Source organism: Streptomyces sp. NPDC046303, from assembly GCF_055588085.1.
On the sequence record NZ_JBVJFA010000008.1, the window covers coordinates 221319 to 244583 of the forward strand.

The 23265-nt window shown below is 71.8% G+C and carries 22 protein-coding genes; 6 read left to right on the forward strand and 16 right to left on the reverse strand.

The genetic code is table 11. From position 1 onward, the window contains the following. Positions 1-39 precede the first annotated feature (39 nt). Both murJ and ACZ6I1_RS11340 read right to left on the reverse strand, forming a co-directional pair. Positions 40-1701 carry a murein biosynthesis integral membrane protein MurJ gene (gene murJ, locus ACZ6I1_RS11335; RefSeq protein ID WP_469285791.1) on the reverse strand — a complete coding sequence of 554 codons (1662 nt, stop codon included), beginning with the start codon at positions 1699-1701 and terminating at the stop codon, positions 40-42. Next, positions 1698-2858 (reverse strand): lipid II:glycine glycyltransferase FemX, encoded by a 1161-nt coding sequence (locus ACZ6I1_RS11340; protein ID WP_469285793.1) that lies wholly within the window; start codon positions 2856-2858, stop codon positions 1698-1700. The genes murJ and ACZ6I1_RS11340 overlap by 4 nt, the downstream gene beginning before the upstream one ends. A gap of 252 nt (positions 2859-3110) precedes the next feature. Here ACZ6I1_RS11340 and ACZ6I1_RS11345 point away from each other — a divergent pair, with 252 nt between their 5' ends. Both ACZ6I1_RS11345 and ACZ6I1_RS11350 read left to right on the forward strand, forming a co-directional pair. Then, positions 3111-4280 carry a L,D-transpeptidase gene (locus tag ACZ6I1_RS11345; RefSeq protein WP_469285795.1) on the forward strand — a complete coding sequence of 390 codons (1170 nt, stop codon included), beginning with the start codon at positions 3111-3113 and terminating at the stop codon, positions 4278-4280. A gap of 137 nt (positions 4281-4417) precedes the next feature. After that, the gene (locus tag ACZ6I1_RS11350) at positions 4418-6004 is read left to right on the forward strand and encodes a CocE/NonD family hydrolase (protein WP_469285797.1); all 1587 of its coding nucleotides are present in this window, start codon (positions 4418-4420) and stop codon (positions 6002-6004) included. 156 nt (positions 6005-6160) lie between these two features. Here ACZ6I1_RS11350 and ACZ6I1_RS11355 read toward each other — a convergent pair whose 3' ends face one another. The 9 genes from ACZ6I1_RS11355 to ACZ6I1_RS11395 all read right to left on the reverse strand — a co-directional run bounded on the left by ACZ6I1_RS11355 (position 6161) and on the right by ACZ6I1_RS11395 (position 13743). Next, a complete protein-coding gene (locus ACZ6I1_RS11355) occupies positions 6161-6904 on the reverse strand; it encodes an amino acid ABC transporter ATP-binding protein (RefSeq protein WP_469285799.1) in 744 nt (247 codons plus the stop codon). A gap of 117 nt (positions 6905-7021) precedes the next feature. Further along, positions 7022-7462, reverse strand: coding sequence for a DUF6278 family protein (locus ACZ6I1_RS11360; RefSeq protein ID WP_469285801.1), 441 nt, complete (start codon positions 7460-7462; stop codon positions 7022-7024). Between the two features lie 94 nt (positions 7463-7556). Continuing rightward, positions 7557-8342 carry an exodeoxyribonuclease III gene (locus ACZ6I1_RS11365; RefSeq protein WP_469285803.1) on the reverse strand — a complete coding sequence of 262 codons (786 nt, stop codon included), beginning with the start codon at positions 8340-8342 and terminating at the stop codon, positions 7557-7559. 30 nt (positions 8343-8372) lie between these two features. After that, positions 8373-9005, reverse strand: a complete 633-nt coding sequence (locus ACZ6I1_RS11370) for an MBL fold metallo-hydrolase (RefSeq protein WP_469285805.1) — start codon at positions 9003-9005, stop codon at positions 8373-8375. A gap of 56 nt (positions 9006-9061) precedes the next feature. Continuing rightward, on the reverse strand, positions 9062-9652 hold the full coding sequence (locus ACZ6I1_RS11375; RefSeq protein ID WP_469285807.1) for a hypothetical protein: 591 nt from the start codon (positions 9650-9652) through the stop codon (positions 9062-9064). Next, on the reverse strand, positions 9649-10839 hold the full coding sequence (locus tag ACZ6I1_RS11380; RefSeq protein ID WP_469285809.1) for an ROK family glucokinase: 1191 nt from the start codon (positions 10837-10839) through the stop codon (positions 9649-9651). The genes ACZ6I1_RS11375 and ACZ6I1_RS11380 overlap by 4 nt, the downstream gene beginning before the upstream one ends. Then, complete coding sequence (locus ACZ6I1_RS11385) at positions 10836-11732, reverse strand: ATP-binding cassette domain-containing protein (protein ID WP_469285811.1); 897 nt, start codon at positions 11730-11732, stop codon at positions 10836-10838. The genes ACZ6I1_RS11380 and ACZ6I1_RS11385 overlap by 4 nt, the downstream gene beginning before the upstream one ends. Next, positions 11702-12736, reverse strand: coding sequence for an ABC transporter permease (locus ACZ6I1_RS11390; RefSeq protein WP_469285813.1), 1035 nt, complete (start codon positions 12734-12736; stop codon positions 11702-11704). Before ACZ6I1_RS11390 ends, ACZ6I1_RS11385 begins: the two co-directional genes overlap by 31 nt. Further along, entirely contained in the window at positions 12733-13743 is a 1011-nt protein-coding gene (locus ACZ6I1_RS11395) for a substrate-binding domain-containing protein (protein ID WP_469285815.1), read from the reverse strand. The genes ACZ6I1_RS11390 and ACZ6I1_RS11395 overlap by 4 nt, the downstream gene beginning before the upstream one ends. A 139-nt stretch (positions 13744-13882) precedes the next feature. Here ACZ6I1_RS11395 and ACZ6I1_RS11400 point away from each other — a divergent pair, with 139 nt between their 5' ends. Beyond that, entirely contained in the window at positions 13883-14887 is a 1005-nt protein-coding gene (locus ACZ6I1_RS11400) for a Gfo/Idh/MocA family protein (protein ID WP_469285817.1), read from the forward strand. Between the two features lie 64 nt (positions 14888-14951). On the opposite strand, the gene ACZ6I1_RS11405 is transcribed toward ACZ6I1_RS11400, so the two are convergent. Further along, positions 14952-15800: a DMT family transporter gene (locus ACZ6I1_RS11405; RefSeq protein WP_469285873.1), complete on the reverse strand. Its 849-nt coding sequence runs from the start codon at positions 15798-15800 to the stop codon at positions 14952-14954. 242 nt (positions 15801-16042) lie between these two features. On the opposite strand from ACZ6I1_RS11405, the gene ACZ6I1_RS11410 reads away from it, so the two are divergent. Beyond that, on the forward strand, positions 16043-16411 hold the full coding sequence (locus ACZ6I1_RS11410; protein WP_469285819.1) for a hypothetical protein: 369 nt from the start codon (positions 16043-16045) through the stop codon (positions 16409-16411). Positions 16412-16429: 18 nt separating this feature from the next. Here ACZ6I1_RS11410 and ACZ6I1_RS11415 read toward each other — a convergent pair whose 3' ends face one another. Continuing rightward, the gene (locus tag ACZ6I1_RS11415) at positions 16430-17050 is read right to left on the reverse strand and encodes a dihydrofolate reductase family protein (RefSeq protein WP_469285821.1); all 621 of its coding nucleotides are present in this window, start codon (positions 17048-17050) and stop codon (positions 16430-16432) included. A 129-nt stretch (positions 17051-17179) separates the two neighbouring features. After that, the gene (locus ACZ6I1_RS11420) at positions 17180-18169 is read right to left on the reverse strand and encodes an ArsR/SmtB family transcription factor (RefSeq protein WP_469285823.1); all 990 of its coding nucleotides are present in this window, start codon (positions 18167-18169) and stop codon (positions 17180-17182) included. A gap of 371 nt (positions 18170-18540) precedes the next feature. On the opposite strand from ACZ6I1_RS11420, the gene ACZ6I1_RS11425 reads away from it, so the two are divergent. Both ACZ6I1_RS11425 and ACZ6I1_RS11430 read left to right on the forward strand, forming a co-directional pair. Further along, entirely contained in the window at positions 18541-19722 is a 1182-nt protein-coding gene (locus ACZ6I1_RS11425) for an MFS transporter (protein ID WP_469285875.1), read from the forward strand. Positions 19723-19770: 48 nt separating this feature from the next. Further along, positions 19771-20505: an SDR family oxidoreductase gene (locus tag ACZ6I1_RS11430; protein ID WP_469285825.1), complete on the forward strand. Its 735-nt coding sequence runs from the start codon at positions 19771-19773 to the stop codon at positions 20503-20505. Between the two features lie 147 nt (positions 20506-20652). Here ACZ6I1_RS11430 and alc read toward each other — a convergent pair whose 3' ends face one another. Together alc and allB are read right to left on the reverse strand one after the other, a co-directional pair. Beyond that, the gene (gene alc / locus ACZ6I1_RS11435) at positions 20653-21771 is read right to left on the reverse strand and encodes an allantoicase (protein WP_469285827.1); all 1119 of its coding nucleotides are present in this window, start codon (positions 21769-21771) and stop codon (positions 20653-20655) included. A gap of 2 nt (positions 21772-21773) precedes the next feature. Further along, positions 21774-23108, reverse strand: a complete 1335-nt coding sequence (gene allB, locus ACZ6I1_RS11440; RefSeq protein ID WP_469285877.1) for an allantoinase AllB — start codon at positions 23106-23108, stop codon at positions 21774-21776. Between the last annotated feature and the right edge of the window lie 157 nt (positions 23109-23265).

Below are 23265 nucleotides of genomic sequence, written 5' to 3' on the forward strand. Positions count from 1 at the left end.
CCGGTCAGTATCCCAAGGTGGTTCATGGCTCGCCTCCGGCTAACGGCCGATCTTGCGGCGCAGGGAGTCGAGCTGGTCGGTGATCTCCGTCAGGCGCAGCGGCCCGGCGAGGAGGACGACGACGAGCAGCAGTACGGCGGTTCCCGCCGCGACCGCGGCGAAGTCGCCGAAGCGGTCGGCGGCGCCGGCCGCGGCGTACCCGGCGGCGGCGGCCGGTACGCAGGCGGCGAGCAGCCGCAGGTGGGTGCGTACGGCTGTGGCGCGCCGTTCCGTCCGCGTGCCCGCGCGCGGGCCGAGCCGCCGGGCGAGGGCGTACGCGGTGACGGCGGCGCCCGCCGTGAAGGCGACCGAGGAGGCGCCCGCCATGCCGGCCACGGCCCAGCGCGGGGGCAGCAGGAGGTAGGCGGCGTACGACAGCCCGGCGTTCAGCGCGACGATCACCAGGTTCAGGAAGAACGGGGTGCGGGTGTCGGACAGGGCGTAGAAGCCGCGGGAGAGCACGTACTGCGCGGAGTAGGCGATCAGGCCGGGGGCGAAGGCGATCAGCATGCCGGCCATGGCCTCGACGTCGGCGGCGCCGGTGCGGCCGTACCCGTAGACGGCGCCGATCACCCAGGGGGCGAGGGCGGCGAAGAGCGCGGCGGCGGGGACGACGAGCGCGGCGCTGGAGCGCAGCGCGTACGAGACGTCCTTGCGCAGGCCCGCGAGGTCGCCTTCGCTGGCGGCCGAGCTCATCCGGGGCATCAGGGCGGTGACCAGGGAGACGGTGATGATGCCCTGGGGGACGACCCACAGCTGGTAGGCGTTGCTGTAGGCGGCGTAGCCCGCGCCGGCTTCGAGGTCTCCGACGGTGGTGGAGAGCCGGGTCACCACCCAGTAGGCGATCTGGTTGGTGAACACGAGCAGGACCAGCCAGCCCGCGTTGCGCAGCGGGCGGGTGAGGCCGCTGCCGCGCCAGTCGAAGCGGGGGCGCCAGCGGAAGCGGGCGGCGCGCAGCGAGGGGACCAGGGCGAGTGCCTGGATGACGATGCCGGCGGTGGTGCCGAGCCCCAGCAGCCGGGTCTCGGCGGCGGTGAGGCCGCCGCCGGCCGCGTCGTGGGAGAGGGCGAGGAACAGCCCGAAGACGCCTGTGACCACGAGGTTGTTGAGGACCGGGGTCCACATCATCGCGCCGAACCGGCCGCGGGCGTTCAGCACCTGACCGAGCAGGGTGAAGAGCCCGTAGAAGAGGATCTGCGGGAGGCAGAAGCGGGCCAGGGCGACGGTGGTGCTCTGCTGGGCCCCCGTGTACGAGGGGGTGTACGCGCCGACGATCAGCGGCGTGGCCAGGACGGCGGCGGCGGTGAGCACGACGAGCGCCGCGGTGCAGGCGGTCAGCAGCCGGTCGGTGTAGGCGGCTCCGCCGTCCCGGTGTTCCTTGGCGGCGCGGACCAGCTCGGGTACGAAGACGGCGTTGAGGGCGCCGCCGATGAGCAGCATGTACAGGATGTTCGGGACGGTGTTGGCGACGGCGTAGCCGTCGCCGAGCAGTCCGGTGCCCAGCGCGGCGACGACGACGGCGGAGCGGACGAAGCCGGTGGCGCGGGAGACGATCGAGCCGGCCGCCATGAGCGCGCCGCTGCGCAGCACCGAGGTCTTCCCCGGTGCCGCGCTGCCGCCGGTGCCCTCGGCGGCCGGTCTGGTGTCGGTGGCGGACGTCACCGGCGGGCCATGTAGGCCTGGAAGGCCCTGTAGAGCGCCGTGTTGGCGTATCCGTCCATCGGGGTCTCCCACTCTCCGAGCGTCTCGACGACCTCTCCGCCGGTGCCGAGCTTCCAGCGCAGCAGTCCGAACGGGCGTTCACCCGGGTCGAGGGTGGAGGGTACCCCGCGCATGTCGTATTCGTCCGCTCCGAGGGCGTGTGCGTCGCGCATCATGCGCCACTGCAGGGCGTTGCTGGGCCGCACGTCGCGCCGGTGGTCGGCGGAGGCGCCGGTCTGGTACCAGACGCGGTTCCCGGCGACGATCATCGTGTGCGCGGCGAGTATCTCGCCCTGGTGTATGCCCAGGTAGAGGCGCATGCGGCCGGGTTCCTCGGCGTTGAGGACCTCGTACTGCTGCTGGTAGTACGCCAGGGAGCGGCCGAGCCGGAAGCCGTCGCGCTCCTCGGTGATCCGCAGCAGCCGGTAGAACTCGGGGAGGTCGGCGGCGGTGCCGACGACCGTCTCGACTCCGGCCTTGGCGGCCTTGCGCACGTTGCGGCGCCACTCCTGGTTGAGGCTGGACCACAGCTCTTCGAGGGTGCGGTCGGCGAGCGGGACCCGGAAGACGTGGCGGGGCTGGGCGTCTCCGTCGTCCTCGCCGCCGCAGCGCTTCCAGCCGCGGGTGCGCAGCCGGTCGGCGAGGGCGGCGCCGACCGGGTCCACTTCGGTGGCGAGGACGTCGGATATCTGCCGGCCGGGCCCGGTGGCGGACTTGACGCCGGCGGCGTCCCAGCGCCGGTAGGCGGGGGTGGGGCCGATGCGGACGGCGAAGGCTCCGGCCGCTCTGAGGTGGCGCAGGAGCGGGTTCAGCCAGCGGTCGAGGTGCGGGTCGGCCCAGTCGGCGACGGGGCCTTCCGGAAGGTAGGCGAAGTATTTGCGGGTGCCGGGGAATTGGCGATAGAGAACGAGTCCGGCACCGGCAAGCCCACCGCCGGGGTAGTGCCATCCGACCCTTTCCGAGCGCCAAAGGTCCTTCACCCGGGCCCACGAGGGGTACTGGAGGAAGCTCGCCTGTCGGTGCCGGGAAAGGAACTCCTGGTATTCGGCGACGGACAGGGTGCGCACCGGGAGTTCCTCCTCCTGGTCCTGCCGGGTGGTCACGAGCAGTGCACACATGGCTGATCGGCCTTCCTGTGCGTCCGGGAACTGGCGTTGCACAGGACTCTCACAGCCGTCCATGACCGAAGTGCGCGGCGATGGTGACCGGACGATGACCGTTTCGCTGCGGTCCACGTCACAACCGGACGTGCGAACTTTTCCGCGGATTGCGCAACCTAGAGTCGCCCCGTTCGCATCTACGTTTGCGAACGATCACCGCTTCCCGCTACTCGAAGGGACCCTTCGTTGAGCCGCATACGCCGTACCGCCATGGCGAGCACCGCACTTCTGGCCGCCGCGCTGACCGCTTGCTCGGGCGGGAGCGGGAGCGGGGGCGGAGCGGCCGGTGAGGCCGAGCTGAAGCCGAAGGCGGACATGGCGGTCTCGGTCAACCTCACGGGCGACCAGGTGAAGGCGGGCGAGCCCGTCACGGTGACGATCGCCGAGGGCAAGCTGGCCCAGGTGAAGGTGACCGACGCCAAGGGGGCGGAGCTCCCCGGGAAGATATCCGACGACGGGAAGACCTGGACCTCGCAGCGCAATGCCGCGCCCGGCGCGGAGTACAAGGTCGAGGCGCAGAACACCGAGAGCCAGAGCGCCTCGGCGCAGTTCAAGACCTCCGCCGCGGACAAGGTGAACAAGGTCTCGATCAACATACCCAAGGGCAGCACGGTGGGCGTGGCCATGCCGGTGTCGCTCGTCTTCGACAACCCGGTGGCGAACAAGGCCGAGGTGGAGAAGCAGCTCAAGGTCACCACCTCGGACAACACCGAGGGCTCCTGGGGCTGGATCAAGGACTACTCCGGCAACGACCGCGTCGACTGGCGGCCCAAGGAGTACTGGAAGTCCGGCACGGACGTGAAGGTCGAGATGAACCTGAACGGCGTGGACTCCGGGAAGGGCGGCGGCCTGTTCGCCCGTGACTACAACACCGAGTTCAAGATCGGCAAGGATCGCCGGATCGAGGTCAGCCTCGACACGAAGAAGATGTCGGTGACCCAGGACGGCCAGGCGCTCAAGACGATCCCGGTATCGGCCGGCACCCCGGGCGGCAAGAAGGCCTCATGGTCCGGGAAGATGGTGATCATGACCAAGGAGGGCACCATCCGGATGGACTCCCAGACGGTGGGCCTGGACGACGCGTACGACAAGATGGTCGACTACTCGATGCGGCTCACCTGGTCCGGCATGTACGCGCACGCCGCACCGTGGAACGCCGGCAACTTCGGCCGCGCCAACACCAGTTCGGGCTGTGTGGGGATGAGCGACGCCGACGCCAAGGACTTCTTCGCCCAGTCCCAGATCGGCGACCCCTTCGAGGTCGTCGGCAGCGGCTCCAAGGGCAACGCGGACATCGGCAACGGCTACGGCGAGTGGAACCTGTCCTGGGACCAGTGGAAGGCCAAGAGCGCCCTGTCCGGCGCTCCGCAGAACGGCTGACCCCCACGCCTTGCCGCACGGCTGACACGTATCAATCGTTACCAGCGCGTAACTTACCCACGGGTTACCTCCGGTAACCCGCTCACGTTACCGTCGGGTCACTTTGACAACCCCGGCGCACGCGAGGAGAGCGATTGATGCAGCGCACCACCACCGCCGCAGCCGTGGCAGCCCTGCTGGCGGCAGCCGCCCTGGGCCTGGCCCCCCACCAGGCCCAGGCGGCTCCCGCCCCCACCGTGGCGGTCCCCGCCGACGCCTCTTCGGAACTGAGCTTCCACGACATCCCCGGCTCCGGCGGCATCACCCTCAAGGGCAATGTCTTCGCCCCCTCGGGCGCCGCGGCGGGCGAGAAGTACCCGTTGATCGTGCTGCCCACGAGCTGGGGCATGCCGCAGATCGAATACATCGCCCAGGCCAGGAAGCTCGCCGACTCCGGCTACGTCGTGGTCAGTTACACCTCCCGCGGCTTCTGGCTCTCCGGCGGGCAGATCGAGGTGGCCGGCCCCCCGGACATCGCGGACGTCTCCGCCGTCATCGACTGGGCCCTGGCCCACACCGCCGCCGACGCGGACCACATCGGCCTCGGCGGGGTCTCGTACGGCGCGGGCATCAGCCTGCTGGCCTCCGCACACGACCCGCGGATCAAGGCCGTGGTCGCGATGAGCGGCTGGGCCGACCTCATCGACTCCATCTACTCCGGCCGCACCCAGCACCTCCAGGCCGCCGGCATGCTCGGCGCCGCCGGTTACCTCACCGGCCGCCCCGGCCCCGAACTCCAGTCGATCCTCGGCGACTTCCTCGGCTCCCGGCTGGACCGCGAGCAGCAGATGATCGAGTGGGGCAAGAAGCGTTCCGCCTCCGAGCAGGTGGACCGGATCAACGCCAACGGCGCCGCGATCATGCTCGGCAACGCCTGGGGCGACACCATCTTCCCCCCGAACCAGTACGCGAGGTTCTTCGAGCGGCTGACCGGTCCCAAGCGCCTGGAGTTCCGTCCCGGCGACCACGCCACCGCCGAGGCCACCGGCCTGCTCGGCCTGCCCAACGACACCTGGACCAACGCCCACCGCTGGTTCGACCGCTACCTCAAGGGCGAGCGCAACGGGGTGGACACCGAGGCCCCGGTGCAGCTCAAGTCCCGCAGCCAGAACGGCTACGAGGGCTACGCGGACTGGAAGTCGGTCGGCGCGGCCGGCACCGAGAAGCTCGCGCTCTCCGACAGCGAGCACCTCTTCGCCAACGTGGACTCCGGCGCCAACGGCGGCATCCTCTTCCTCTCCAGCATCCTCGACCAGCTCGCCCAGGCGCCCCCGGCCGCCTCGATCCCCCTCCTCCCCCGCGCCTTCGCCGCCGTCTGGCAGTCCGGGCGCCACGACGAGCCGCGCCGCATCCGCGGCACCGTGAAACTGCACACCACCGTCACGCCCACCAAGGGCGACGGCACCTTCGTCGCCTACCTCTACGACGTCGGCCCGCTCGGCATCGGCAAGCTCGTCAGCAACGCCCCGTACACGTTCCACGGAAAGGTCCCCGGGCAGGCCTTCGGGGTGGACCTGGAGCTCCTCTCCACCGCCTACGACGTACCCGAGGGCCATCGGCTCGCCCTTGTCATCGACACGGTCGACCCGCTCTACATCGAGCACAACCCCACCGGCGCACAGCTGACCTTCTCCTCGCCGGCCTCCGATCCCAGTTACGTATCGGTGCCGCTGCGCGAGCAGTGATCCACGGCTGCTGCCGGGCAGGGCCGGCCCATCGGAGCTACGGGCGACCCGGCGGCCCCTCGACCGGGGGGCCGCCGGACCTGCCGAAGCCGGCGGCGGCCACGGCGAGCGGGGGCACGGTGAGAGCCGGGATCGTGACCATCGGCCGGGCCCCCCTCAATGCTTCAGGATCTTGGAGAGGAAGTCCTTCGCCCGGGCGCTCTCGGGAGCCGTGAAGAACTCCTCCGGGCTCCGGTTCTCGACGATCCTGCCGTCGGCCATGAACACGACGCTGTGGGCGGCGGAGCGGGCGAAGCCCATCTCGTGGGTGACCACGACCATGGTCATGCCCTCGGAGGCGAGCTGCTGCATCACCTCCAGCACCTCGTTGATCATCTCCGGGTCGAGGGCGGAGGTGGGCTCGTCGAAGAGCAGGGCCTTGGGGTTCATGGCGAGGGCGCGGGCGATGGCCACGCGCTGCTGCTGCCCGCCGGAGAGCTGGGCGGGGAACTTGGCGGCCTGGTCTGCGAGGCCGACGCGCTCCAGCAGCTCCCGGGAGCGTTGGTCCGCCTCTTCCTTCTTGCGGCCGCGGACCTTCATCTGGGCGAGGGAGACGTTGGCGAGGACGGTCTTGTGGGCGAACAGGTTGAAGGACTGGAACACCATTCCGACCTCGGCCCGCAGCCGTGCCAGTTCCTTGCCCTCCGCCGGCAGCGGCTCCCCGTCGATGAGGATGGTGCCCGATTCGATGGTCTCCAGCCGGTTGATCGCCCGGCACAGGGTCGATTTGCCGGAGCCGGAGGGGCCGATGATCACCACCACCTCCCCGCGGCCGACGGTGAGGTTGATGTCCCGCAGGACGTGAAGAGCCCCGAAATGCTTGTTGACGTCCCGCAGCTCGATCAACGGATCGACGGCCATGCGCTGCCCTGCCCACTTGTCGGTGTGTCGAGGTCTGCGCAAACTATCCAGCCCAGGACGGCACTTCGCCCCGACACGCCTGAACGGACATAAACGTCACATAAACCTCTGCGCGTGTCAGCCTTCGGAGGCCTCCGCGTACGCCTGGCTGAGCTCGGGTGATCCGGTCATCGCCCAGGACACCCCGGACTCGATCACGTTCAGCTCGCGGCCCGAGGACAGCCGGATCACCGGCTGGCCGTTCGGCCACACCTGCCAGCCCGTCCCCGGAACGGTGCGGATGATCACGGTCCCGAGGTAGAAGCCCGCGTCGTTGCCGAGCCACGGCACGATCTCGGGATCCCGCCGCCAGCGGGGCATCAGCTGGTCGAGCGCCTCCAACGAGGCCGGGGTCTCATCCAGTTCGAGTCCGACCGCCCTCGCCTGGACCCGCAGCATCTCGCACTCCGAGAACAACTCGGCGACGCCCTCGGGATCATCGGCCAGGGCGTCGGCAAGACCCGCGGCCCGATGCGTTTCGTGCCGGTTCAGCCAGTTGTCCAGGAAAGGGATGTTCATACCGCACAGCGTCGCACCAGGACCCGCCGCTGGCCACAGGGCGCGCCTGGACGGGTCCCGTGCGGTCGGGCCGGTGGTCGGGCCGGTGGTCGGGCTAGCGGTCCAGGTCCAGGTCGATGACGACCGGCGCGTGGTCCGACGCTCCCTTGCCCTTGCGCTCCTCGCGGTCGACGTAGGCATCGGTGACGGCCTTGGTGAAGGGCTTGTTCCCGTACACCAGGTCGATGCGCATGCCCCGGTTCTTGGGGAAGGCGAGCTGGCGGTAGTCCCAGTACGTGTACGGCCGGTCGTACTTGAGGGGCCGCGGCAGCACGTCGGAGAGCCCGGCCGCCCGCAGCGCCTCCAGGGCGGCCCGCTCGGCGGGGGTGACGTGGGTGAGGCCCGCGAAGACCGCCGGGTCGTACACGTCCTCGTCGGTCGGGGCCACGTTGAAGTCGCCGAGCACCGCGAAGGGGCGGGGGCCGGCCGCGTCCTCGGCGACCGCGGCGGTCAGCGAGCGGAACCAGTCCAGCTTGTAGCCGTAGTGGTCGTGCTCGACCTCGCGGCCGTTGGGCACGTACACCGACCACAGGCGCACTCCGCCACAGGTGGCGGAGATCGCGCGGGGCTCCTGGACGCCCTCGTAGTCGGGCCCGCCGGGCAGGCCCATGACCACGTCCTCCAGGCCGGCCTTGGAGATGAGGGCGACGCCGTTCCACCGGCCGGTGGCGTTGACGGCCGACTCGTAGCCGAGCTCACGCAGCTCCGCGTGCGGGAACTGCTCCGCGGAGCACTTGGTCTCCTGGACGCACAGGACGTCCGTGCCGGAGGCCTCCAGCCAGGCCAGCAGGCGGGGCAGCCGGGCGGTGATGGAGTTGACGTTGAAGGTGGCGATACGCATGCGTCCCAACCTACCGCCCGGCACCGACAGTCACAGGTCGGCGGTGTCGCCCGCGGAGAGCCGGCCGTGGTCGGTGCCGCCGAAGGTGTCCAGGACCATGTCGTAGACCGGCCTCGCGATGTCGGCGAGGTAGGCGTCGTGGATGTCGATGGCCCGCCGCGGCTTGACCTCGCGGAGGTAGTCGATCACCTCGGCGACCTTGTTCCAGGGGGCGTGCACCGGGACCATCAGCGTGTCCACCGGCGCCCCGGGCACGGTCAGCGCGTCCCCGGGGTGGAAGAGCGAACCGTCGACGAGGTACCCGACATTGGTGACCCGCGGCATGTCCGGGTGGATCACGGCGTGCAGCTCGCCGTGCACCTGGACCTCGAATCCGGCGGCGCTGAAGGCGTCTCCGTGGCCCACGGTGTGCACCCGGCCCGGGTAGGCGGGGGCGATCCGCTCGGCGACGCTGCGCAGGGTCCACAGCTCGGCGGCCGGACGGGCGTCGAGCGCGGCGCGCAGCCGGCCCTCGTCGAAGTGGTCGGGATGCTCGTGCGTGACCAGCAGGGCGTCGGCCCCGAGGCCCGCGTCGGGTTCGCTGAACGCGCCCGGGTCGATGACGAGCGTGCGCCCGTCCTTCTCCAGCTGGACACAGGAATGCAGCCGCTTGGTGAGCTTCATGATCCCAGGCTATTGCCTGCCGCGGCACTGGCGCCGCGGTTGCTCGGGGCGGGCGCTCAGGGCGTGGTGGAGGAGACCACGTAGACCTTGGAGACCTTGGGGTCCGTGAGGTCGACGGTGATGTCCCTGGTGGGCCTCGGGTCGTCCTGTTCGATCGTGGTCCCGAGCCACTCGGTCCCGGGCTTCCAGTCCCATCCCGCGACGGAGGTGTCGTGCTCGGAGATCGACACCCCGGGAGTCAGCTCCTCCCGGCTGGTGCCGACGTCGGCCAGGAAGGAGTCCAGGTCCGCCGGGGTCACGGCGAACTGGGTGAACAGCCGGCTCGTGCGCCAGTTGTTGGTCTCGAGGAACCCGACCCGCCAGGCCTTCGGCGGGATGGGGACCTCGTAGATGCTGCGCTGCACCCGGGAGGGCCAGCCCGGACGCACCGTGGACGCGCCCACCCTGGCGGCCTTGTCGCGGCCGCTCTCGCGGCTCTGCTGGGTGGAGATGGCCAGGTAGCCCGCGGGTACGCCGACCAGCAGCAGGATGATGATCGCGGTGATCCAGCGGCGCTTGACGACGTGCCTGCGGTCCTCGGCGGTGGGCGGCGGGCCGCCCCCGTCGGGGGCGGCGGCAGCCTGGCGGGGCAGGTAGGGCGGGGTCACAGCTGTTCCGTGTCCTTGGGGTCCGTGGCGTCCGCGGGGGCGGCGGGGGTGCGCCGGCCCAGCTGCTGCGCGTAGCGCTCGTACCGTTCGTAGCGCTCGACGCGGCGGCGGGTGGCGCGCCGGAAGCGGCGGGCGACGAGCCGCGCCAGGTCGGCGGCACCGACCATACCGGCCTCGGGGCCGAGCTCGGCCTTGGCGATCCGGGCCTCGGGCCGGTAGCCGCGGCCGGTGAGGTGGCGGCGGAAGGCGTCGCGAGCCGGGCCGATGAGCAGGTCGTCGGCCGCGCTGACGCCCCCGCCGATGACGAAGCAGGCGGGGTCGAGAGCGGCGGCCAGGTTGGCGATGCCCACGCCGAGCCACTGGCCGATGTCCTGGAGCAGCTCGACGCACATGGCGTCGCCCTCGCGGGCCAGCTCGGTGATGAGCGGCCCGGTGATCTCGGAGACGTTCCCGCCGACCCTGGCGATGATGTTGTGCGCGACCGGGGAGTCGGCGGCGGCCAGCTCGCGGGCCTCGCGGACCAGGGCGTTGCCGGAGCTGTACTGCTCCCAGCAGCCGCGGTTGCCGCAGGGGCAGCGGTGCCCGCCGGGGACGACCTGCATGTGGCCGAACTCGCCGGCCACCCCGTACCGGCCGCGCTTGACCTGGCCGCCCTCGAGGATGGCCCCGCCGATGCCGGTGCCGAGGGTGATCATGACAAGGTGGTCCTCGCCGCGGCCCGCTCCGAAGCGCCATTCCGCCCACGCGGCGGTGTTGGCATCGTTGTCGACCATGACCGGGACCACGAGCCGGGACTGGAGCGCGTCGCGCAGCGGCTCGTCGCGCCAGGCCAGGTGGGGTGCGAACAGGACGCGGGAGCGGTCTGCGTCGACCCAGCCGGCCGCGCCGATGCCCACGGCGTGCACGTCGTGCCGGTCGGAGAGGTCCAGCACCAGCTCGACGATGGTGTCCTCGACGACCTTGGGGCTCTTGGACTTGTCCGGGGTCTCGGTGCGGATCTTCTCCAGGATGACGCCGTCGGCGTCGACGACCCCGGCCATCACCTTGGTGCCGCCGATGTCGATGCCGACGGTCGGGACCCGCGGGGCGGTCAGGTGCGACCTGCGCTCACGGCTCCCGATGGTCCGCAGGACGGTGCCTCGCGCCGACCCGCGGTGGGCGAGCGTGAAGTCCCGGTACGTGCTCATCGAGTCGTGTCGTTCCTGTCGGCGTCGGAAAGCGGGGCGGACGCGGTGTCCGGACCTGATTCTGCCACTCGCTCCAGTTCGTGGCTCAGCTCGTCGAGCTCGGAGCCGCCCGCCATCTGGCGGGTGAGCTCGTCCAGGGTGATCGAGTCGCGCGTGTGGCTGCCCGCCATGGTGCCGCGCTTGAGCAGCACGAACCGGTCTCCGACGAGGTGGGCGTGGTGCGGGTTGTGGGTGATCAGCACCACGCCGAGGCCCGCGTCACGGGCGGCGGCGACGTACTTGAGGACCACGCCGGACTGCTTCACGCCGAGGGCGGCGGTGGGCTCGTCGAGGACGAGGACCTTCGCCCCGAAGTAGACGGCGCGGGCGATGGCCACGCACTGCCGCTCGCCGCCGGACAGGGTGCCGATGGGCTGGTCCACGTCGCGCAGGTCGATGCCCATGCGCAGCAGCTCGGCGCGGGTGGTCCCGCGCATGAACTCCACGTCCAGGCGGCGGAAGGGGCCGCGGCCCTTCGTCGGCTCGGAACCGAGGAAGAAGTTGCGCCACACCGGCATCAGGGGGACGACGGCGAGGTCCTGGTGGACGGTGGCGATGCCGCGGTCGAGGGCCGCCCGCGGGTTGGCGAGCACGGTCTCCTCGCCCTCGATCTCGAAGGAGCCGGCGTCGTGCTGGTGCAGGCCGGCGATGATCTTGATGAGGGTGGACTTGCCGGCGCCGTTGTCGCCCAGCACGCAGGTGATCTCACCCGCCGAGACCTCCAGGGAGACCCCCTGGAGGGCACGGATGTTGCCGTAGTACTTGCTGACTCCGGTCAGCTTCACCAGGGATGTCGCGCCGCCCTCATCGGGCACTGTGATGGTCACTTCGCCTCCGCCCGCTTGCGGACCCATGCGTTGAGCAGCGTCGCGAGCAGCAGCATCGCGCCGAGGAAGAACTTGAACCAGTCCGGGTTCCACTGGGCGTAGACGATGCCGTTGCTGGTCATGCCGAAGATGAAGGCGCCCACCGCCGAACCGATGGCGGAGCCGTAGCCCCCGGTCATCAGACAGCCGCCGATGACGGCCGCGATGATGTACAGGAACTCGTTGCCGACCCCCTCGCCCGACTGGACCACGTCGAACGAGAACAGGATGTGCTGCCCGGAGATCCAGGCGCACAGGGCGACGCCCATGTAGAGGCCGATCCGGGTCTTCACGACGGGGACGCCGGTGGCGCGGGCCGCGTCGGCCCCGCCGCCCACCGCGAAGATCCAGTTCCCGGCGCGGGTGCGCAGCAGGATCCAGGTGGCCACGGCGACCAGGGCCAGCCACCACAGGATGGTGACCTTCAGGGTGACCGAGCCGACGTTCCACTGCGAGGCGAAGAGCGCGCGTGCGGAGGAGAAGCCCTCCATGTCGGCGATGGTCTTGGTGGAGACGGAGCCGCTGATGAGCTTGGTGAAGCCGAGGTTCAGGCCGGTCAGCATCAGGAAGGTGCCGAGCGTGATGATGAAGCTGGGCAGTTTGGTACGGGTCAGCATGAACCCGTTGAAGAAGCCGACGGCCAGGGTGACGGCAAGGGACACCAGGACACCGACCCACACGTTGGCGGTCATCTGGTAGCTGAACATGGAGCTCAGCAGCGCCGAGGTGGTGACCATGACGCCGGCCGAGAGGTCGAACTCGCCGCCGATCATGAGCAGGGCCACGGGGACGGCCATGATCCCGATGGTGGAGGCGGAGTACAGGACCGTGCTGAGGCTGGACGCCCGCAGGAAGCTGTCCGCGGCGAAGGAGAAGAAGACGAAGACGGCGGCGGCGCCGACGACGGCGCCCAGCTCGGGGCGGCCCAGCAGCCTGCGGACCACGGAGGCGGGCGCGAGCCGTTCGTCCACGGTGGTGGCGGACGCGCTCATCGGCTGCCCCGCTTGATGAAGTCCTCCAGCCCGGCGGCCTCGGCGCCGGTGACGATCTGCGGTCCGGTGAGCACCGGACGGCCGCCGCCGAGCGTGTCGCCGTTGTAGCGGTAGAGCCACAGCAGGTCGATCGCCTCGTAGCCCTGGAGGTAGGGCTGCTGGTCGACGGCGAAGCCCAGGGCCCCGGACTTCAGGTCGCGGGCGACGGACTCGTTGAGGTCGAAGGTGTCCACCTCGGCCTTGCTGGCCGCCGCCTCCTTGGCCTTGACCGCGGTGGGGGCGAAGGGCGCGCCGAGGGTCAGGATCGAGTCGACCCCGGGGTCCGCCTGGAGCTTCGCCTGGATGGCGGCCTGGACGGACGGCATGTTGGTGCCCTCGACGTAGAGGTTCTCCATGGTGCCGGAGAAGGTCTTCTTCGCACCGGCGCAGCGCTGCTCGTGGCCCACGTTGCCCTGCTCGTGCAGGACGCAGACGGCTCTCTTGCGGCCGCGCTTGCTCAGCTCGGTGCCGACCGCCTCGCCCGCGATCGTCTCGTCCTGGCCGATGTGGGTGAGTGCCCCGTACTCGGCGGACTGGGCGGATCCGGAGTTGACCGTGACCACCGGGATGCCGGCCTTGACGGCCTTGCCGATGACGTCCTTGAGGGCCTCCGGCTTGGCGAGGCTCACGATGATCCCGTCGACCTTCTGGTCGATGGCGTTCTGCACGAACTGCGCCTGCTGCTGCGCCTGGTCGTCGTGGGAGTAGACGAAGTTGATGTTGTCCTTCGCCGCGGCCTCCTTGGCGCCCTTCTGGACGATGTCCCAGAAGGTGTCGCCGTCGCCCGCGTGCGTGACCATCGCGAAGGTCCAGCGCGGGGTGGAGACGGCCGGCCGGCCCGCCTCGGCGGCCTTCGCCCGCTCCTCGGCGCGCTTGCCGCCCGTACTGCTGCAGCCCGCGAGCGAGGCCCCCAGTACCGCCGCGAGCACGGCGCCCACGACGCGTACCCCTGTCCGAACCCTAGCCACGTCGCCGCGCCCTTCCCTCGTCACCAATTCGGTCATTCCGGTTCCAGCCGCTCAGTATCCGCCACAGTGGACCATGCAGGCTCATCGGGGCATGCCCGGGCAGATTGACAGGTCCCCCGTACGGGGTCAGGTTGAGTGCATGCGCATCGGGCTCATCGGGACGGGCCGGATCGGGTCCTTCCACGCGGCGGCACTGGCCCGCCACCCGGACGCGGGCTCGCTCCTGCTCGCCGACGCCGTTCCCGCGCGGGCGGCGCGGCTGGCCGACCGGCTCGGGGCCACCGCCGCGCCCTCCGTGGAGCAGGTCTTCACCTGGGGCGTGGACGCGGTGGTGGTGGCCTGCGCGACGGAGGGGCACGCGGAGCTGGCCGTACGGGCGGTGCGCGGCGGGCTGCCGGTGTTCTGCGAGAAACCGCTGGCCCCGGACCTGGCCCGGACCCTGGGTGTGCTGCGCGAGGTGGAGGCCGCCGACGGCGTGCTCCAGGTGGGTTTCATGCGCCGCTTCGACGCGGGCTACCGCACGGCCCGGGAGCTGGTCCACTCGGGCGCCCTGGGCCGGCTGCACACCGTACGGACGATGACGGCCGATCCGGCTCCGCCGCCCGCCGCGTACCTGGCGACCTCCGGCGGGCTGTACCGGGACTGCCTGGTGCACGACTTCGACATGGTGCGCTGGGTCACCGGGCGCGAGGTGACGGAGGTGTTCGCGGCCGGGTCGGACGCCGGTCCGGCGCGGTTCCGCGAGGCGGACGACATCGACACCGCCGCGGCCGTGCTCACGCTGGACGACGGGACGCTGGTCACGGCGACCGGTACGCGGTGCAACGGCGCCGGGTACGACGTGCGGATGGAGCTGGCCGGGGAGCTGGACCAGGTCTCCGCCGGGCTGGACGACCGTACGCCGATCGCCTCGACCGAGCCGCAGGGCCCGCCCCCGGCGAGCAAGCCGTGGACGGGGTTCCTGGAGCGGTTCGGCCCCGCGTACGAGGCGGAACTGGCGGCCTTCGTACGCCTGGTCCGCGGCGAGGGCCCCAACCCCTGCGACGGCCGGGAGGCGCTCGCCGCGTTCCGGGTCGCGGAGGCGTGCGAGCGCTCGCGCCGCGAGGGGCGCCGGGTCCGGCTGACGGAGCTCCCGGATCTGTGAGCGGGTGGCCATCGGGCCACCTTAGGGCCGCTGTTCACCCTGGATGGGGAGCGGTTTCGGACAATCAGCCGACGGCGCGGCGGCCCCACGCCGTACCGGCGAGCACGAGGGCGGCGCCCGCGAGGGCGAGGGGGCCGAGGTGCTCGCCGCCGATGGCGATGCCGGCGGCGGCCGCCCACAGCGGCTCGGTGCCCAGCAGCAGGCTGACGCGGGAGGGCGAGGTGCGGCGGACGGCCCACATCTGCACGAAGAACGCGAAGAGCGTGCACAGCACGGAGAGGAAGACCAGCCCGGCCCACTCGGCGGCCCCGAATCCGGCGGCCACGGCCCACGGGCCGTCCCCGGTCCCGGGGACGGCGGCCAGGACCGCGAACACGAGTACGGCGCCGCCGAACTGGACGGTGGTGAGGGACAGCGAGTCGGCGTCCTGGACGGCCTTGACCCGGGCCATGAGCAGCACGTGCAGCGTGCGGGCGAGGGCGGCGCAGAGGATGAGCAGGTCGCCCGGGCTGGGCGCGGTGAACCCCCCGCCCTGGGTGAGCAGGACGACGCCGGCGATCGAGACCCCGGCGGCGGTGAGGAACGCGCCCGAGGGCCTGCGCCGCTGCACGGCCGCCTCGGCGAGCGGTGTGAAGATCATGGTCAGGCTGATGATCAGCCCGGCGTTGGTGGCGGAGGTGTGGACGACCCCGTAGGTCTCCAGCAGGAAGATCCCGCCGAGGACCAGCCCCAGCAGCCCGGCGCCGCGCAGCTGGGCGGGGGTCAGCGCGCGCAGCCGGCGCCAGCCGGCGACGGCCAGCACGGGCAGCACGAGCCCGAAGCGCAGGAGGAGTACGCCGATCACGGTCTGGGTGGTGGTGATGCCCTTGGCGGCGAGGTAGCTGCCGCCCCAGACGACGGCGACGGCCAGCACCGGGAGGTCGGCGAGCCAGGCGGCGCGGCGGAGGCCGTTGCCGGGGGCGCTGCCGGGGCTGCTGCCGTGCTGGGCTTCGAGTGCGGACGAGGACGAGGTCACGGTCACCGGGCGGTCTCCAACGGTCCGAGAGGAGTGGAGACTTCGGCGGCTCGCACACGTGCGGGCTCACCGTACCGGAGCCGATCATGCCGGTCGACCCGTTTGCGGTCCTGTCGGACCGGCCCCGTAGCATCGGGGACATGGCTGATCTCTACGCCCTGGACCTGGCCTTCGACCTCGTCGAAACCACCCCGGACGCCGTGGTCGCGGAGCTGCGGCGGCAACTGGCGCCGGACGGACTCCTGGGGACCAGGGGCCCGGCGCGGCGCGTCGGGGGCATGCTCGTCGGCGAGTTCGGGCCGGACGACCGCGGCGGCTGGGCCCTGACCAGCCGCCAGGAGATCCACGCGGAGCAGCTGCCGGACCTCGAGGACCTGCTGCTGCTCCTCGCACCCCACATCCGCCCGCCGGGCCCGGTCGGCCGGATCCGGCACTACGAGCACGAGTCCCCGGACCTGCTCGTCCTGCGCGAGCGCCGCGTGGTCCAGCTGGCCCTGGACCCCCGCTAGCACGGGGACGGGAAGGGTTCAGTCGTCGAGGAACGTGCCGAAGGTGGCGCGTCCCTTGGTCCGGTAGGTGTGGATGGCGATGCCGCTGGGCGTCGTACGGGAGCCGGTCAGCTCGAAGGCCGTCGGCAGCCCGCCCGTCGGGAACAGCCGCCGGCCCGCGCCCAGGAACACCGGGAAGACCTGCAGGTTGATCTCGTCCACGAGGTCCCGGGCCAGCAGCCACTGCGCGAGCTGCCCGCTGCCGTGCACTTGGAGCTCCCCGTCCAGCGCGTCCTTGACGCGGACGATCTCGCTCTGCAGGTGCTCCCCGTCGATGACGGTGGCCGGCCCCCAGGCCGGCTCCTTGAGGGTGGTCGAGGCCACGTACTTCGGCAGCCTGTTGAGCTTGTTCGGGACGGGGTCGGCGGGGTCGTCGTGCTCCGGCCAGTACGCCGCGAAGATCTCGTACGTCCGGCGCCCGAGCAGAAACGCCCCGGCCCGCTCGAAGACCTCGTTGACGAACTCCCCCATCCCCTCGTCGGCGTACGGGACCACCCAGCCGCCGTACCCGAACCCGCCGCTGGTGTCCTCCTCGGGCCCGCCGGGTGCCTGCATGACTCCGTCGAGGGTCAGAAAGGTGGTGAGGGTCAGCTTGCCCATGGCTCTGCGCTCCTGGCTCGATCGTCCTTACGCAGATTCAGACTCCCGCTCCCCCGGATTCTCATCGCTCCGCCACGCGGAGACGCGCGGGCCGCTCCCCCGATCACCCGCCCGCGCCGGTGACCGGCCTCAGGTGGAGCCGCCGGGGCCCAGGAGCTGGTCGCCGAGCGGGGAGCGGCGGTAGAGGACGTGGCGGCCGTCGCGGGCGCGGGTGACCAGGCCCGTGCTGTGGAGGACCGCCAGGTGCTGGGAGACGGCGCTGGGGGTGACCTGGAGGCGGCGGGCGATCTCGACGGTGGGCAGGGGGCCGTCGAGGAGGGCGAGGAGCGTGGCCTTGGGCGGGCCGAGGAGCTTTCCGAGCGCGGTGGCGTCGGGAGGGCGCGGGGCGGACCACAGGGTGGCCACGCCCCTGCTGGGATAGGCCAGGGCGGGTGGCTGGTCGGCGGTGACGGGCGGGGCGGGTTTGTGGGCGAAGACGGAGGGGATCAGGAGCAGCCCGCGGCCGGCGGCCGGGATGTGGAAGTCACCGAGGACGTTGTCGATGTGCAGGGTTCCGTCGTCCCAGTGCAGGTTGGGGTGCATGTCGGCGAAGAGCCGCCGGGCGCCGCCGACGGCGAGCTGCCGGGCCCGGTAGGTCATGTCGGCTTCCAGGACGAGCCGTATCGCCGGCCAGGCCGGCTTGATCGCGAGGGTCCAGTACCGCTCGATCAGCTCGCAGATGGTGTCGCGCAGGGCGAGGAGCGCGCCCTCGTCACCGGCGGTCGCCGCGTGCAGGGGCGCGGGCAGCGGATCGGGGGCGTGCGCGTCCAGCAGGTCGCGGCGGACGATGGCCGCCGGGGTACGGCGCACGACGGCCAGTTCCTCGGCGAAGGTGGCGGAGAACCGCCGGGGGCGGGGGCTCAGGAAGTCCGGCAGCGTGCGGCGCTGCGCGACCAGCGAGGTCAGGAGTTCCGTGTCGAGCACACCGATGCGCGGGAGCACCGAGCGGCGCCAGGGGGTGTGGAGCGCGGACAGGCCCGGCTCGCGCAGGACCCGCAGGCTCAGCACGGTGTCCTGGAGCGGGGACAGGGCGAAGCGGGTGTCCGCGAGGTCGTCGGCATCGAGCCCGAAGCTGATCATTAAGCCCGAGGCTACATCCATTGGCGGGTGCGGGCCGTTGGGCTGGACTGCCGGGCATGACAGAGAGCGCATGCGCCGCGGCCGGCCCGGCCCGGAACGAGCGGAAGCCGGCCACGATCCCGGCGGGCCCGACCCCCACGGCGGCGCCGGCAGTCCTGACCGCACCGGCAGGACCGGCAATGCTGACCGCACCGGCAGGACCGGCAGCACCGACCGCAGTGGCAGGACCGGCAGCACCAGCAGCACCAGCAGCCCCGGCCGCACCAGTAGCCCTGGCAGCCCCGGCAGCACCAGCAGCCCCGGCCGCACCAGTAGCCCCGGCCGCACCGGCAGCCCCGGCGCCCGCTGCGCCGGCCACGCTCGATCGGCGTCTGATCGCGCTCCTCGCGCTGACCTGCGCGATCGCCGTCGGCAACATCTACTTCCCGCAGGCCGTGAGCCCACTGGTCGCCGCCGGCCTGGGCACCTCGCCCGACAAGGCGGCCGTGGTGGTCACCGCCACGCAGATCGGCTACACCGCGGGCATCTTCCTGCTGGTCCCCCTCGGCGACCGGCTTCCCTGCCGACGCCTCCTCGTCACCCTGCTCGCGGCGAGCGGCGCGGCCCTGCTCGCCGCCTCCCTGGCCCGCAGCCTGACCCAGCTGGTCGCCGCCAGCGCCGTCGTCGGTGTGACCACCACGTCCGCCCAGCTCATCGGCCCCATGACGATCGGCCTGGTCGCGGAGGGCCGGCGCGGCGCGGTGATGGGGACCCTGCTCAGCGGCTCCATCGGCGGGATGCTCCTGGCCCGCACCTTCAGCGGCGCGCTCGGTGAGCGGTTCGGGTGGCGGGCCCCCTATCTGGTGGCCGGGCTCGTGGGGCTGTGCCTCGCGGTGGTGCTGGCCCGTGCGCTGCCCGCCACCCCCGCCGCCACGCCCCGCACACCCCTCCGCTCGCTGCCGGTCCGGCCGCTGCGGCTGCTGTGCGCCGAGCCCGAACTGCGGCGCTCCGCCTGGTACCAGGCGGCCCTCTTCGGCGGGTTCTCCGCCTCCTGGACCTGCCTGGCGCTGCTCCTCACCGGCCCCCTCTACGGATTCGGTCCGCAGGCGCTCGGCCTCGTGGCGCTCACCGGGGTGATCACCATGGCCTGCACCCCGGTGGCCGGCCGGATCGTGGACCGGATCGGTCCCGACCGGGTCAACCTGGCCTGCTTCCTGGCCACGCTCGCGGCCGCGGCCGTCCTCGCCGCCGGCGCCCGGGGCGGTACCGCGGGGCTCGTCGCGCTCGTCCTCGGCACGATGCTGCTGGACACCGCCATGCAGTGCGGCATGATCGCCAACCAGGCGCGCTTCTACGCCCTGCGCAGCGACTCCCGCAGTGCCCTGAACACCGCGTACATGACGTGCGCCTACCTGGGCGGCAGCGCCGGATCCTGGCTCGGCCTGCAGCTCTACCGGCACGGCGGCTGGCTCGGGGTCTGCCTGCTGCTGGCGCTCCTGACGGCTCCGGCCGCCGATTCCTTCCGCCGGGTACGGGCCGCGAAACGCCAGGGCGGATTCCTGCCAGCCCCGTAGAGCCTTCGGCGATTTCATTGAAGTCGCAACCAACGAGGGAGAAGAAGCATGAACGAGAACACGGTGGCCCTGGTGACCGGCGCAAGCCGCGGGATCGGAGCGGCGAGTGCGGTGCGGCTCGCCGAGGACGGGGCCGACGTCGTGATCACGTACGTCAACGGCGCGGAGGCGGCGGCCGAGGTCGTCGGGAAGATCGAGGCGCTCGGGCGGCGTGCGGTCGCCGTGCGGGCCGATGCCGCGGATCCCGCGGCCGGCGCCCTGGCGGTGGAGCGGACCGCGCGGGAGTTCGGGCGGCTCGACGTGCTGGTGAACAACGCCGGGGTGGGCGTGCTCGGGCCGCTGGACGCACTGGGCCCCGCCGAGGTGGACCGGGTCCTGGCGGTCAACGTACGCGGGGCGTTCCTCATGGCGCAGGCGGCGGCCGGGCGGATGCGGCAGGGCGGCCGGATCATCACCATCGGCAGCTGCGTCACCCAGCGGGTGCCCGGTCCGGGCGCCACGCTCTACACGATGGGCAAGTCGGCGATGATCGGGCTGACGAAGGCCCTGGCCCGGGAGTTGGGCGGGCGCGGGATCACCGCGAACATCGTCCACCCCGGACCGGTGGACACCGACATGAACCCGGCGGACGGTCCGCATTCCGGCCCGCAGGCGGCGATGACCGCCCTCGGGCGCTTCGGCACCGCGCGGGAGGTCGCGGCCGTGGTGTCCTTCCTCGCGGGCCCGGAGTCCTCGTACGTGACGGGCGCCGAGTTCGCGGTGGACGGCGGCCACGCCGCCTGAGTGCTGCGTCCCGGCGCGCGGGCAGGACCGGTCCATCGGTCCCGGACGCGCTGGAAGGCCCGTTGGGGCGCACCGCCTGGCGGTGCGCCCCAACGGGCCTCACCCCCGGGGGTGTCGGCCCCCGGGGCTGGTCCTCACGGCGCCGGACTACGCGCCGAGTTCCTGGGCGCGGGCGTCGTGCGCGGCGGCGCCGGCCTCCGTCAGGGAGCCGTGCAGACGCAGGCGGGAGAAGCCTCCGTCCGGGAAGATGTCGATCCGGACGTGGGTGCCGACCGCCGGGGTGTCCAGTACGAAGCGGTGGTTGGTGTCGGGCTGCAGGCGGGTGCGCGGCAGGAACTCCGTCCACTCGCCCTCCTCGCCCGTCTTGATGGAGAGCGAGGCCCAGCCGGCCGAGTTGCCCTTGAGGTAGGCGGTGTCGATCTCGACGGCGCGGATCTCGGACTCGGCGACGAGCTGGTAGCGGATCCAGTCGTTGCCGTTGTCGCGGCGGCGGGCGGTCTCCCAGCCGTCGTCCATCTTGCGGGAGCGGCCCGGGTTGATGGTGTTGGTCGGCGGGGAGTAGAAGCGGTTGGACGCGTCCTGGACCGAGCCGCCGTTCTCGAGCGCGACGACGTCGAAGGTGCCGAGCGTGGCGAGCCACTTCGGGTCCGGGACGACCTCGCCGTACACGCGCAGGCGGGCGATGCCGCCGTCCGGGTGCTGGTTGACGCGCAGGTGCGTGAAGCGCTGCTCGGCGGTCACCTCGAAGCCGTTGGCCGCGTGGCCGCCGACGGTGGTGCGCGGGACGAGCACGGTCCACTTCACGTCGTCGGCGAGGAGCTCCTCCGGGGTCGGCGCGAGGTCGCCGGCCCAGTTGGTGCCCTCGATGGAGACGGCCTGCGGCATGTTGCCGCGGAAGTGGGCGGTGTCGACGACGATGCCGCGGATGACGCCGGGGGCGCCCAGGCGTACGAGCGCCCAGTCGTGGTCCTCGGCGGTCGGCCAGGGCTGGGTGGCGGAGACGCCGCGGCGGCGGCGGGTCTCCCAGCCGTCCATGATCTTGCCCTTGTGGCCGAAGTGCTCGGGGTCGAAGTGCGCGGCCTCGGCGATGAGCAGGTTCTCGCGCTGGGCGAAGAACTCGTCGTTGGCGGCGATGACACCGGCGCCCAGCTCACGGGCGGCGAGGTTCGCGTACTGGGTGAACGGGAAGTCCGCGGTGCGGTAGTCCGCGTACGGGTCGCCGCCTCCGTACGGGTTCGCGTTACCGGTGAAGGAAGGAATCGCCACTGTCAGTTCTGCCTTTCGAGGAGGAGGCCCGTGGGCTCGGTCGGGGTGCCGTGGTCGGCGATCTGCGTACCGCGCAGCCAGGTGGACTTCACGACGCCGTGCAGGGTCTTGCCCGCGTACGCCGTGATCCGGTTGCGGTGGTGGAGTTCGGCCGGGTCCACAGTGAACGTTTCTTCAGGGGCGAGGACGGCGAAGTCGGCATCGCGGCCCACCTCGATCGCGCCCTTCTGCGTCAGTCCGGCCAGGGCGGCCGGGGCGGCGGACATCCAGCGCACGACGTCCTCGAGGCTGCGGCCGCGGCGGCGCGCCTCGGTCCAGATGGCGGGCAGGCCCAGCTGGAGGGAGGAGATGCCGCCCCACGCGGAGGCGAAGTCCTGCGTCTTGAGGTCCGCCGTGGAAGGCGAGTGGTCGGAGACGATGCAGTCGATGGTGCCGTCGGCCAGCGCGTCCCACAGGAGGTCCTGGTTGGCGGCCTCACGGATGGGCGGGCAGCACTTGAACTCGCTGGCGCCGTCCGGGACTTCCTCGGCCGTGAGGGTGAGGTAGTGCGGGCAGGACTCGACCGTGATCCGGACGCCCTCGGCCTTGGCGGCGGCGATCAGCGGCAGCGCGTCGGAGGAGGACAGGTGCAGGACGTGGACGCGGGCGTTCAGCCGCCTGGCCTGGGCGATGAGGTTGCCGATGGCGGTGTTCTCGGCGTCGCGCGGGCGCGAGGCGAGGAAGTCCGCGTACTTCGGGCCCGGGACGACGGGGGCCGCGTCCAGGTGGTGCGGGTCCTCCGCGTGCACGATCATCAGGCCGCCGAAGCCGGTGATCTCGGCGAGGGAGGCGGCGAGCTGCTCCTGGTCGAGCTCGGGGAACTCCTCCACGCCCGAGGGCGACAGGAAGCACTTGAAGCCGTAGACGCCGGCGTCGTGCAGCGGGCGCAGGTCCTTGACGTTGTCCGGCAGGGCCCCGCCCCAGAAGCCGACGTCCACGTGCGCCTTGGTACGGGCGACGTCCTGCTTGACGCGCAGGTTGTCGGTCGTGGTGGTCGGCGGCAGGGAGTTCAGGGGCATGTCGAGGATGGTGGTGATGCCACCGGCCGCGGCGGCGCGGGTCGCCGTCCAGAAGCCTTCCCACTCGGTGCGGCCCGGGTCGTTCACGTGGACGTGGGTGTCGACCAGACCGGGGAGCAGGACGTCGTCGCCGAAGTCCTCCAGCCGGGCTCCGGCCGGTACCTCGGCCTCGTACGCCAGCACGGCCGTGATCTTCCCGCCGGCGACGGCCACCGAAGCGGCGCGCGTCCCCTCGGGAGTGATGACGCGCGTCGAGCGCAGTACCAGTTCCACAGCCACGTCGGCCACCGGAACCTCCCCATCTACTTCCACAGAGCGAAATTCAACGTTCTGTTGACGGAGTCTTCACGGCGATCGAGAGCCAGTCAAGAGTGCCCGGACGGACCGCTGACCCGCCCGCGTCGCGATTGGATGTTTCCACAGGATGGAATTAAGA

Bases quoted from the DNA above. Each gene is read 5' to 3' on its own strand.
- ACZ6I1_RS11385 (WP_469285811.1), bottom strand. From the start codon at position 11,732: ATGGGTCCGCAAGCGGGCGGAGGCGAAGTGACCATCACAGTGCCCGAT.
- ACZ6I1_RS11340 (WP_469285793.1), bottom strand. From the start codon at position 2,858: ATGTGTGCACTGCTCGTGACCACCCGGCAGGACCAGGAGGAGGAACTC.
- ACZ6I1_RS11360 (WP_469285801.1), bottom strand. From the start codon at position 7,462: ATGAACATCCCTTTCCTGGACAACTGGCTGAACCGGCACGAAACGCAT.
- ACZ6I1_RS11345 (WP_469285795.1), top strand. From the start codon at position 3,111: ATGGCGAGCACCGCACTTCTGGCCGCCGCGCTGACCGCTTGCTCGGGC.
- ACZ6I1_RS11410 (WP_469285819.1), top strand. From the start codon at position 16,043: ATGGCTGATCTCTACGCCCTGGACCTGGCCTTCGACCTCGTCGAAACC.
- ACZ6I1_RS11355 (WP_469285799.1), bottom strand. From the start codon at position 6,904: ATGGCCGTCGATCCGTTGATCGAGCTGCGGGACGTCAACAAGCATTTC.
- ACZ6I1_RS11380 (WP_469285809.1), bottom strand. From the start codon at position 10,839: ATGAGCACGTACCGGGACTTCACGCTCGCCCACCGCGGGTCGGCGCGA.
- ACZ6I1_RS11430 (WP_469285825.1), top strand. From the start codon at position 19,771: ATGAACGAGAACACGGTGGCCCTGGTGACCGGCGCAAGCCGCGGGATC.
- ACZ6I1_RS11370 (WP_469285805.1), bottom strand. From the start codon at position 9,005: ATGAAGCTCACCAAGCGGCTGCATTCCTGTGTCCAGCTGGAGAAGGAC.
- ACZ6I1_RS11350 (WP_469285797.1), top strand. From the start codon at position 4,418: ATGCAGCGCACCACCACCGCCGCAGCCGTGGCAGCCCTGCTGGCGGCA.
- ACZ6I1_RS11420 (WP_469285823.1), bottom strand. From the start codon at position 18,169: ATGATCAGCTTCGGGCTCGATGCCGACGACCTCGCGGACACCCGCTTC.
- ACZ6I1_RS11390 (WP_469285813.1), bottom strand. From the start codon at position 12,736: ATGAGCGCGTCCGCCACCACCGTGGACGAACGGCTCGCGCCCGCCTCC.
- ACZ6I1_RS11415 (WP_469285821.1), bottom strand. From the start codon at position 17,050: ATGGGCAAGCTGACCCTCACCACCTTTCTGACCCTCGACGGAGTCATG.
- ACZ6I1_RS11365 (WP_469285803.1), bottom strand. From the start codon at position 8,342: ATGCGTATCGCCACCTTCAACGTCAACTCCATCACCGCCCGGCTGCCC.
- ACZ6I1_RS11400 (WP_469285817.1), top strand. From the start codon at position 13,883: ATGCGCATCGGGCTCATCGGGACGGGCCGGATCGGGTCCTTCCACGCG.